Below are 10,928 nucleotides of genomic sequence, written 5' to 3'. Positions count from 1 at the left end.
TCCCTGGCCTGGCTGCGCACGGCCCGCCTCCCTGCGGGCCGCCCTCCGGGGCTTCAGGGCGTTCTCGCGAGGTCGGTGCGGCGCCAAGCTCATTACGGCAACGGCAACGGCAACGGCAACGGCAACGGCAACGGCAACGGTGCCGGCTGCGACAAAAAACGAAATCGGAGCGCCGATCGGGGGGGTGATCGGCGCTCCGTTGCAGATCACCGCGGCGTATCGCTCGCCGCGGCTTTGCAAAAACTGGATCGAGGGGCTAGCGCAGCCGGCCTCGCGATGCAGGAAACCCGTGGGCGGGACGGAGAGAGAGTTCCGTCCCGGCCCCTCTCCCGCGCGGGAGAGGGGGTGAAGCGGATCGGTTTACTTCAGGCCGTTGCTGATCGCGTTGACCAGTTCGCCCTGGGCGTCGTCGCCGCTGAACTCCCAGAAGAACGCGCCGCCGAGGTTCTGGGCCTTGACGTACTGCATCTTTTCGCCGATCAGCGCCGGCGTGTCGTAGCTCCAGAAGGTGTTGCCGTCGTACTTCCAGGTCGCGCGGGCGTTGGCGTCGGTGTAGATCGTGCCGGGCTTGCCCTTCAGCACCTTGTAGTCTTCGATGCCGGCCTCGTAGGTGCCCTGGGCGGCGCTGCCGCTCTGGTACAGGCCGTTGTTGACGTTGGCCACGTTGGTCCAGCCGCGGCCGTAGAAACCGATGCCGAGGTTGATCTTCGAGGCCGGCACGCCGCGGCTCAGGAAGGCTTCGATCGCGTCGTTGGAGTTATAGAACTTCTGGTCGCCGGTCGAGGGATCGTTGGGCGAGGCGAACAGCGCCGAGTGATGATTGGTCTTCGGATCCCACGCGCCGTGGAAGTCGTAGGTCATCACGTTGATGAAATCCAGGTACTGGTGGTACGCCGCCGGATCGGTGACGCGGATCTTGTCGATGCCGGCGCCGACGGCGACGGTCAGCAGCAGGCCCGGGCGCACCGCGTCGAGCTGCTTGCGGAACTCGGCCATCAACGCGTTGAAGTTGGCCTTGTCCTCCGGCGTGCCGCAGGTCAGGCCGCAGGCGACCGGGTATTCCCAGTCGATGTCGATGCCGTCGAACACGCCGGCCGCTGCGCCCGCGCCGCCCGCGCCGTCGGTGACCGGCAGGTTGCCCTTGATGTAGGCGTCGACGCAGGAAGCGACGAAGGCCTGGCGGTTTTCGGCGCGCGCCGCGCTGGAGAAGCCGCGCGACCAGGTCCAGCCGCCCAGCGAGATCAGCACCTTGATGTTCGGGTACTTGGCCTTGAGCTGCTTGAGCTGGTTCCAGTTGCCGCGCAGCTTCTGGTCCCAGGTGTCGCCGACGCCGCTGACGCTTTCGCCGGCCTGGAACGACTTGGTGTAGTCGGCGAACGCGTCGCCGCCGACGCCGGTGTTCGGATCCGACGGCACGGTCAGGCCGACTTCGCAACGGTTGTTGCGTACGTTGCCGAAGGCGTAGTTGATGTGGGTCAGCTTGGACGCCGAGCCGCTGGTGTCGATGTTCTTGACCCGGTAGCCGCGGCCGTAGATGCCCCACTGGGCGAAGTAGCCGATCACCTTCTTGTTGCCGCCCGGCGTGGCCGGCTTGGTGGTGGCGCTGATCGAGGCGCTCTGCGCCGAGGCGTTGCCGGCGTTGTCGCGGGCGCGCACGGTGAAGGTGTAGCTGGTGCTCGCGGCGAGATTGTTGACCACGTAGCTGGTGCCGGTCGGCGAGCCGGCGAGGCTGCCGTTGCGGTAGACGTCGTAGCCGGCCACGCCGCTGCCGCCGCTGTTGTCGGTGGAGGCGTTCCAGCTCAGCGAGACGCTGCTGGAGGTCTGCGCGGGCGAGGTCAGGCCGGCGGGCACGCTCGGCGGTGTAGTGTCGGCCGGGCCCGAGTTGACGGTGACGCTGACCGGGGACGAGGTGGTGGTGGCGTTCTGGTTGTCCTTGGCCACCGCGGTGAAGCTGTGGCTGCCGGCGCTGGCGTTGCTCCAGGTCACGCTGTACGGCGCGCTGGTGTCGACGCCGAGCGAGGTCGTACCGCGGAAGAATTCGACGCTGGCGATGCTGCCGTCGCTGTCGGCGGCATTGGCGCTGACCGCGATGTTGGCGCCCACGTTGTAGCTGGCGCCGTTGCTGGGCGAGGTCAGCGACACGGTCGGCGGCTTGTTGCCCGGGCCGGTGCCGCATACACCCAGGTCGGTGTAGTAGTTGCAGCTCGGGCAATGGGTGGGCGGGGTGTTCCAGATCGGGCCGTTGGCCTGATACAGGTGATTCTGGTAGGTCAGCTTGTCGCCGGCGGCGTAGATGGTGGACGGGTTCCAGGCCGGAACGCCATTGCAGGAGGCCTGCGCATACGCCGTCGACAGCGACGACGTGGCGGCCAACGCCGACAACAACAGCAGGTTTGCGGACCGTGCGTGTCTCATGAGTGCTTCCTCTCCCGTGCGTAGTCAAGACTTCGCCGGCCGCGAACGGCCGACGGCAGATCCCCGCCGTGTTTGAAAAGGGCTGCTGGCCCTGCGCATTGCCGGGGAGCTCGGGCTCCCTCGAGTGATCGGCGCAATGCGCCGTCGGGTGCTGCTGCCTGTCCTGCCGCGTACTGCCGCCGCAGCGGCGCGACCGGTGCGATGGGCCGGTCGTACGCGTTGTCGCGATCCCCTGTGGAGAGAGCGGCTGTCCTCCTGTGCCCGCCGCAGCGTGTCTGGCGCGAGCGGCGCGCAGGCGCGTCCGGCTCGTTCGTGTGCAAACTGGCGACGCGTGACAACGTTGTCAACGTACTCGCTAGGCCTTTGCGCTGCAGTTCACAGAATCGGCTGACAACGTTGGTTCAGTTGGCGACCGTTTGCTGCGACGCAGCGAAATCATGCGCGAAAAGAGCCTGAGAAACAGTGAGATAAGTCCATGTCCGTTGGACATTGTTTGTCATGTCGAGACAAGCGCGACGCGCTTCTCGTCTCCGCATGCGGCTTCATGTTGCGTTGCGCAATCGTGTCCGGCGCATCAATCCGGCGCGTGCCGCAGTGGCGCGGTTCGAAGGCTCGCCGAGCCGCCGGCCGCCGGTGCGATGCGGCCTGTCCACGCCTCGGATCGCGGCTGCGGCAGCGAACGCGGCGTGTCCGCGCGCGTTCGACCGTACAGGTTCAGCGGTGCGCGGCGCGGCTTTCGCGCAGGTCGCGCACCTGTTGCGCGGCGACGGCGTCGTTGCGGCCGCCGTAGCGGTTGCGCAGCCACTGCGCGAGTTCGGCGACTTGCGCATCGTCGAGTTCTTCGCCGAAGCCGGGCATCTCCTGCATGCGTTCCATCCCGGGCAAGACGTGTTCGGGCAGGCCGTCGAGAATGGCGACGATCAGGTTGTGCGCCCGTGGATCGCGCAGGCCGCTGTTGCCGCGCAAGGCCGGCGCGACATGCGGCACGCCGTCGCCGTCGCGGCCATGGCAGCCCGCGCACAGCGCCAGATAGCGATCGTAGGCCGGCGATGGCGCGGGCGGTTCGGCCGGCGCGGCCAGTGCCAGCGCGGGCGCGGCGCGATCGCCGGTCAGGTAGGTCGCGATCGCATCCACGTCCTCGTTGCGCAAATGACGAGTGGACAGGTCGACCACCTTGAGCATCTCGTCGGACGCCACCGCCTGTGCGGCGCGGCCGGTGGCGAGGTACTCGCGCAGCGCGGCGCGATCCCAGCCGCGCGCGGCCAGGCCGTGCGGGGTCAGGTCGGGCGCGGCGAAACGACCCAGGTCGGCATTGCCCTGCAAGGGCCGGTCGCGGTCGATCTGGCCCAGCCAGCCGCGCGGACTGTGGCATTCGCCGCAATGGCCGAGGGTTTCGACCAAGTACCGGCCGCGTTTCCATTGCGCGGACTGTCCTTGCGAGGCCGGCGTGGCCCGCGCGCCGGCGAACAGCCCGTTCCAGGCGTGGATGCCGCTGCGGAGGTTGAACGGAAAACCGACTCCGTTGCGCAGGTTGGCCTGCCTGACCGGCGTGCGGGTCATCAGATAGGCGTAGATCGCGTCGCTGTCGGCGCGGGCGATATCGCGATAGGACACATAGGGCATGGCCGGATACAGCTGGTGGCCGTCGCGCGCTTCGCCGCGGGTCAGCGCGTGGTGGAAGTCGTCGGCGGTGTAGCGGCCGATGCCGGTATCCGGGTCGGGGGTGATGTTGGTGCCGTGGATGACCCCGAACGGCGAGGCCAGCGGCACGCCGCCCGCGAACGGCGCGCCGCCGTCGGCGGTGTGGCAGGCGGCGCAGTCGGCGGCCGCGGCGAGGTAGCGGCCGCGCTCGATCTGCGCGGCGCTGGCGTGGACGGTCTGCACCGGGCCCCGTTGCGCCCACCAGGACCATGCCCAGCCGATCAGCCAGAGTGCCGCGGCGATCAGCGCCAGCCACAGCAACAGCCGCAACGGCCGCCTGCGGTTGCGCCGGCTCATGATCCGCGCTCCTTCGGTTCCGCATCGCTCACCAACCCTGGCGTATCCAGGGCCAGTTGCCGCACCGCCTCGTAATAGCGCACGTAACCGGTGCAGCGGCACAGGTGAGGGTTCAAGGCTTCGGTGATGGCGTCTTCCAGCTGGGCGCGCGCTACCGGCCGCTGGCGCAGCCGTTCCAGCAGCACGGTCGCGGCGTTGACGAAGCCCGGCGTGCAGTAGCCGCACTGGAAACTGAAGTGATCGAGGAAGGCCTGCTGCACCGGCGAGAGCTCGACGATGCGGCCGCCGTCGTCGCGGCGCGCATGGCCTTCGACGGTGCGGATGCGCTTGCCGTGGAAGTAGTGCGCGCCGGTGATGCAGCTGCGCACTTCGCGCGGGCCGCGCTCGTCGTCGACGATTACGGTACAGGCGCGGCAGACGCCCTGGCCGCAACCGAAGCGGGTGCCGGTCAGGCCGAGGTACTCGTGCAGCACGTCGATCAGCATCATGTCGTCGGGGACCTCGACCGGGCCGTAGGCGCGGCCGTTGACGGTCAGGCGCAGCGGGCGGCTGCGCAGCCCCTGGGTATCGGCGTCGGCGCTCATGCGCGGCTCTCCGGGGCGAGGGTGGCGCCGGCGCCGGCCGCATCGTCCTGCGCCAGCGCGGCCAGGACTTTGTCCGGCGTGATCGGCAGCTCGCGCACGCGCCGGCCGGTGGCGTGCGCGAAGGCGTTGGCGATCGCCGGCACCACCGCGATCATCGTGACCTCGGCGATGCCCTTGGGCGGATCGCTGTCCGACAGCGGCGGCAGCATTTCGCCGGTTTGTTTCCACACCGCGACGTCGCGTGCCCGCGGCAGGGCGTAGCGGTTGAAATTCCAGGTGCCGTTGCCGGGGCCGTCCTCGTACAACGGCAGATACTCGTGTAGGGCATGGCCGATGCCCATCGCCAGGCCGCCCTGCAACTGGCCCGACACCAGTTCGGGCACGATCGGCGTGCCGCATTCCATGATCGAGTGATGGTTGAGCAACCCGACGCGACCGGTCGCGGTATCCACCGCGACTTCGGCCAGGGTGCCGACCACGCTGTAGTAGACCACGCCGGCGTTGTTGCGCTGGGTCGGCGGGTAGTGCACCCGGCGCCGTTGCAGCATGCGATAGCCGTTCGCGGTCGGCGCGCCCGGCCCGGTGCCGGCGCCATCGCCCCAGCGCAAGGCGAGGCCGTCGAGCGGCAGCCGCGCCTCGTCGCCGGACAGGGCGAATTCGGCTTCGGCCCATTGCCAGCGATTGAAGGTATGCACCACTGCGCCGGTCGCCAGGCCCAGTTCGTAGGCCGCAGCGGCGAGTTCGGGCAGGGCCAGCGGTTGCAGGCCGGCTGCGGTCAGGCGGCCTTCGATCCAGCGCGCGTCCTCGCGCCGCACCGACAGCGGCGCGAGCTGGCCGCCGCCGTAGCCGCGGCGCCACAGCGCCAACGCCGCCGGCCACAGGCCTTGCACGAATACCTGCCGCGCCGCCTCGCGGGTGGCGTGGCCGAAGAAGTAGGCCGAGTTGCTGGCGCTGCTGGGACTGGCGTAATTCGGCGTCCAGCGCGGATCGCCGGCATGCGCGTCCTGGGTCGCCTGCGACATCAGCCAGGGATCGTCGGTGGCGACCATCGGCAGCTCCGGCCACGCGGTTTCGCCGGTGCGGACCTCGTCGGCGGGTCGCCCCAGCCACGGCGCGCACAGCGCGGCCTGGCTGCTGGCCATGCCGGTGCCCATCTCGATGCCGATGTGGCGCAGGACGATGCGGCCGTCGCGCCCCAGCGCGACTTCGGCGAACGCGGCCTCGGCGCCGGTGCCGTAGTCCTTCTGCACGCAGCCGAAGCCGACCCCATAGCGATGGCCGGGATGGGCCGCTTCGTACTCGCGCTTGCGCGCGGCGCGCTGGGTCCACAGCGGGTGCATGCGCGCCTTGCGCAGCACCTCGCCGGCGCGCTGCACGCCGCCGGGAATCGCGCCCTGGGTGTTCTTCATGCCGGTGTCGAACACGTTGCGCAGGCGCAGTTCGATCGGGTCCAGGCCGAGCTCGGCGGCGATCTCGTCGACCAGCATTTCGGTCGCGCCCATGCTCTGCAGGGTCCCGTAGCCGCGCGCCGAACCGGCGTCGAGCGCGCGCGAGGCGATCACCGTGCTGGCCAGGTCGCTGCGCGGAAAGTAGTAGATCGATTGCGCCGCGGTCGCCGCGACCAGGCACACCGAAGGCGAGAAATTGCGCCGGCCGCCGCCGTCGCCCTGCATGCGGCCCTGGAAGACTTCGAAGCGGCCGCTGGCGCGATCCAGCTTGAGCCGGTAATGCATGCGGAAGCTGTGCCGCTTGAGGCTGGACTGGAACTGCTCGTAGCGATCGTTGGCCAGCCGCACCGGTCGGCCATCGCCGTACAGCGCCGCCATCAGCGCGTAGAACGGGAACGGGTTGTGGTCCTTGGAACCGTAGCCGACGGTGTAGCAGGGATGCAGCACCAGCGCCTTCGCCGCGAACCGGCTGGCGGCGAGCATGCGCGCGCCGTCCTCGGCGACTTCGTTCGGCGACTGCGTCGCCGACACCGCGTGCACAGTGCCGGTCGCGGCGTCGAACCAGCCGTTGCCGTTGTCCGGCTCCATCGCCGCGGTGTCGATCGACTGCGAGAAGTACTCGCGTTCGAACACCTGCTTGCCGGCGCCGGCCGCATTGAGTTCGGCCTCGATCGCCTCGGCATGGGCCATGCCCTGGGCGTCGAGCTTGCCGGCCGCGTCGGCCGCGGGCCACTGCGGCAGTTGCTTGCGATAGCCGGCCGGGAACAGCGGCGTGTCCTTGAGGCTGGAATAGGCATCGTCGTCGAACGCGGTAGCGCCGCCGACGCGCACGTAGCGGAAGCTGGCCCAGGGCTCGCGTTCGATCGGGCCGGTCTGCGCGCCCCAGCGGATCAGGTCGTCGCGGAACTTGAGCCGGGTCTTGGCCGCGCGGAAGCGGGCGAAGTCGTGCCAGATCAGCAGGGCGACGGCCTGGCCGAGGTAGGCCGGGGTCTTGCCCGGCGGCAACAGCATGTCCTCGCCGTAGAACGGCGGCAGGGCGACGCCGTCGCGGGTCAGATCGGCGGCGGCGACGACGCGGTCGGGCTGCAGGCCGGCCTCGAGCGCCGACAGATCGAAGCCCTGGTAGACACGGTCGGCGCGGGTCGCGCGCAGCAGCATCGCGTGCGCTTGCTGCGCTGGCCAACCCGGCAGGTCGCGGCTGCGGATGTCGTAGCTGAAGAGCTTTTCGCCGGCGACCTTCGCGGTGGCGTCGGTGCGGTAGCGCAAGCGGCCGCGCGCCGGATCCCACGGCGGCGGGCGGAGGCGTTCGCGTTCGAACAGGGCGGCGAGGACGTCGCTGCCGGGAGCGGCGACGTACACGGCGATGCCGGCGACCAGACTGGACTTGAGGAAGTCGCGACGACTCAGGCGAGCGGGCATGGGCAGGCTCCGGCTGGCTGTGCCGATAGTAGGCACATGCTGCGGAGCAAAATGCGGTGAAGTTGCGAGAGCGAAGCGGCGGAGGGGACTGGCGGACGAGCCGTCCGGCCGGGTCAGCCCTGCGCCGGCAGCTCCGCAGCCCATGCGCAGATCGACGCTGCCGCGGCGGCCGCCTGTACCTGCAACAAGAAATGCGGCGCGTCGAACGCGACGTCGCTCAGCGTCGGGACGCGGGCGCGGATCCGGGCGAGGCTGTCGGCGGAGACCAGCCGGTCGTGCTCGGCGCGCAGGTACAGCAGCGGGCAGGCGATGGCGGCCAGAGCGTCGCCGACGTCGACCTGGCCGGCCTCGCGCAGACGCTGGCGCAGCACCGCCGGTGCGACCGAGCGCAATAAGGTCTGCAGGCGTTCGATCCGCGCCGGCGTGCGCCAGCGGCCGAGCAGCCAAGGTGCGGCGAAGGCGGCGGGCAGTCGTTGCAACGGCAAGGCGTTGGCGATGCGGGCCAGGGCTCGCGCCGACAACGGCGACCCGGGCAATCGCGGTGTGCTGGCGAAGCTGGCGCACAACACCAGTCCGGCGAGCCCGGACGGACGTTCGGCGGCGAGCCGGATCGCGATCGGGCCGGAAAACGATTCGCCGAGCAACAGATAGGGCCCGGCCTGCGGCAGCTGCGGTCGCACGAGCCCGACCAGCGCGTCGTAGCCGAGCGCGCGCTCGGGCGGATAAACAACGATCTTCGCCGGCAGCCGCGGCGCCATCGCCGTGGCGAACTCGTCCAGCCATGCGCCGCTGCCGTCCATGCCGGGCAGGACGATGCAGCGCAGCGCCGTCATGCCCGCGCGATCCGCGCGGCCGGGCACGCTGGCCTCGAACGCAGCGATCGCCGCCGCTGCGTCCTGCGCGGCGCCATCGGCATGCTCAGCACTCGATGACGTTGACCGCCAGGCCGCCGCGCGAGGTTTCCTTGTACTTGTCCTGCATGTCGCGGCCGGTGTCGCGCATGGTCTTGATGACCTTGTCCAGGCTGACCTTGTGCTTGCCGTCGCCGCGCATGGCCATGCGGTAGGCGTTGATCGCCTTGACCGCGCCCATCGCGTTGCGCTCGATGCAGGGGATCTGGACCAGGCCGCCGATCGGGTCGCAGGTCAGGCCGAGGTTGTGCTCCATGCCGATCTCGGCCGCGTTCTCGACCTGACTCGCAGTGCCGCCGAGCGCGCCGACCAGGCCCGCGGCGGCCATCGAGCAAGCCACGCCGACCTCGCCCTGGCAGCCGACTTCGGCGCCGCTGATCGAGGCGTTTTCCTTGTACAGGATGCCGACCGCGGCCGCGGTCAGCAGGAAGTTGCGCACGCCTTGCAGGTTGGCGCCGGGGCAGAAGCGGTCGTAGTAGTGCAACACTGCGGGGATGATGCCGGCCGCGCCGTTGGTCGGCGCGGTGACCACGCGGCCGCCGGCGGCGTTCTCTTCGTTGACCGCCAGCGCGTAGAGGTTGACCCAATCGAGCACGGTCAGCGGATCGCGCATCGCCGCCTCGGGCTTGGCCGAGAGTTCGGCGTGCAGGCTCGGCGCGCGGCGCGAGACGTGCAGGCCGCCGGGCAGGGTGCCGGTCTCGCGGATGCCGCGGGTGACGCAGGACTGCATCGCGTTCCAGATCTCGTCCAGGCCGGCGTTGATTTCCTCGTCGCTGCGCCAGACCCGTTCGTTGGCCATCATCAGCTCGGCGATCGACAGGCCGCTGCGCTGGCATTGCGCGAGCAGCTCGTCGCCGGAATGGAACGGATACGGCAGGTCGGTGGTGTCGGCGACGATGCGGTCTTCGGCCGCTTCGTCCTGGTTGACCACGAAGCCGCCACCGACGGAGTAGTAATCGCGAGTGGCGATCACGCCGCCGTCGGCGTCGTAGGCGGTGAAGCGCATGCCGTTGGTGTGGAACGGCAGTTTCTGGCGCTTGTTCATGATCAGGTCGTGCTTCTCGTCGAAGCCGATCTCGTGGCGACCGAACAGGCGGATGCGCTTGGTGCTGCGGATGCGCTCCAGCGCGTCGGGGATGATGTCCGGATCGATCTGGTTCGGCCAATGGCCTTCCAGCCCCATCAGCACCGCCTTGTCGGTGCCGTGGCCGCGTCCGGTCAGGGCCAGCGAGCCGAACACCTCGGCACGCACGCGCGCGGTGCGGGCCAGGTCGGCGCCGGGTTCGCCGGCGCCGCAGCCTTCGATCAGCCAGCGCTCGATGAAGCGCGCGGCGGCGCGCATCGGGCCGACGGTGTGCGAGGAACTCGGACCGATGCCGATCTTGAACAAGTCGAAACTGCTGACTGCCACGGGTTGGCTGCTCCAACGTAGGGTCGGACGGGGCTGGCGTCCCGGGCGGACGGACGCCTGTGCGTCCGGGGGCCGCGCCAGGGCGGGAGGGCGCTTATTCTACGCGGGCGCCGTTGCGCGCGTGCCCCGCCTTTGCCGCGTTTTCCGCCATACCACAGCGAATTGACGATGCCCGATACCGCCCCTGCTGCGCTGATCCTGTTCCAACGCGACGATTGCCATCTGTGCGACCTGGCGCTGGAGGTGCTGGCGCAGGCGCGGGCGCCGGAGTTCGACAGCGTCTTCATCGACGAGGACGAGGCGTTGGAAGCGCTGTACGGGCTGCGGGTGCCGGTGTTGCGCGATGAGGCGCGGGGGCGCGAACTGGATTGGCCGTTCGATGCGGCGCGCTTGTCGGCTTGGCTGGTCGGCGGCTGAAGCTGCCCCCTGTAGGAGCGGCGCAAGCCGCGACCACGGGACGCGCAGAGGAATCAACGCCTCCGTCATCGATCGAAGCCCGAAACCATCGCGAAGGGTAGGAGCGGCGCAAGCCGCGACCGCCACCTCTCCCTCTCGCCGCGTCTTTGTCCTGCCCCCTGTAGGAGCGGCGCAAGCCGCGACCGCGCTCTTGCGATCTCGCGGCGTCTGTCGTTCGAAGGCTTCTAAAGCTCTAAAGCTCTAAAGCTCTAAAGCCAAGCTTCCGTCCGCGAGCGGCCGGGTCACTTTCTTTGTCCAAGGCGACAAAGAAAGTAACCAAAGAAAA

The 10,928-nt window shown here is 69.6% G+C and carries 7 protein-coding genes; 1 reads left to right on the top strand and 6 read right to left on the bottom strand.

Annotated features, from left to right (window positions below; all coding sequences use genetic code 11):
- Positions 1 to 360: 360 nt before the first annotated feature.
- The 6 genes from TX83_RS24090 to TX83_RS12700 all read right to left on the bottom strand — a co-directional run bounded on the left by TX83_RS24090 (position 361) and on the right by TX83_RS12700 (position 10,186).
- Entirely contained in the window at positions 361 to 2,415 is a 2,055-nt protein-coding gene (locus TX83_RS24090; RefSeq protein ID WP_079248209.1) for a glycosyl hydrolase family 18 protein, read from the bottom strand.
- Between the two features lie 714 nt (positions 2,416 to 3,129).
- Positions 3,130 to 4,413 carry a c-type cytochrome gene (locus tag TX83_RS12720; RefSeq protein WP_064748329.1) on the bottom strand — a complete coding sequence of 428 codons (1,284 nt, stop codon included), beginning with the start codon at positions 4,411 to 4,413 and terminating at the stop codon, positions 3,130 to 3,132.
- Positions 4,410 to 4,997: a (2Fe-2S)-binding protein gene (locus TX83_RS12715; RefSeq protein WP_064748328.1), complete on the bottom strand. Its 588-nt coding sequence runs from the start codon at positions 4,995 to 4,997 to the stop codon at positions 4,410 to 4,412. Before TX83_RS12715 ends, TX83_RS12720 begins: the two co-directional genes overlap by 4 nt.
- Entirely contained in the window at positions 4,994 to 7,864 is a 2,871-nt protein-coding gene (locus TX83_RS12710; protein WP_064748327.1) for a xanthine dehydrogenase family protein molybdopterin-binding subunit, read from the bottom strand. The genes TX83_RS12715 and TX83_RS12710 overlap by 4 nt, the downstream gene beginning before the upstream one ends.
- A gap of 113 nt (positions 7,865 to 7,977) precedes the next feature.
- Positions 7,978 to 8,697 (bottom strand): alpha/beta fold hydrolase, encoded by a 720-nt coding sequence (locus tag TX83_RS12705; protein ID WP_064748326.1) that lies wholly within the window; start codon positions 8,695 to 8,697, stop codon positions 7,978 to 7,980.
- Positions 8,698 to 8,782: 85 nt separating this feature from the next.
- Positions 8,783 to 10,186 (bottom strand): L-serine ammonia-lyase, encoded by a 1,404-nt coding sequence (locus TX83_RS12700; RefSeq protein WP_064748325.1) that lies wholly within the window; start codon positions 10,184 to 10,186, stop codon positions 8,783 to 8,785.
- A gap of 168 nt (positions 10,187 to 10,354) precedes the next feature.
- On the opposite strand from TX83_RS12700, the gene TX83_RS12695 reads away from it, so the two are divergent.
- Positions 10,355 to 10,603, top strand: a complete 249-nt coding sequence (locus TX83_RS12695; RefSeq protein ID WP_064748324.1) for a glutaredoxin family protein — start codon at positions 10,355 to 10,357, stop codon at positions 10,601 to 10,603.
- The last annotated feature ends 325 nt before the right edge of the window (positions 10,604 to 10,928 follow it).

The organism is Lysobacter antibioticus HS124 (genome assembly GCF_000336385.2).
GTDB classification, from domain to species: domain Bacteria; phylum Pseudomonadota; class Gammaproteobacteria; order Xanthomonadales; family Xanthomonadaceae; genus Lysobacter; species Lysobacter firmicutimachus.
The sequence above is the reverse complement of the archived record's forward strand: the minus strand, read 5'-3'. Positions and strand labels throughout refer to the sequence as shown.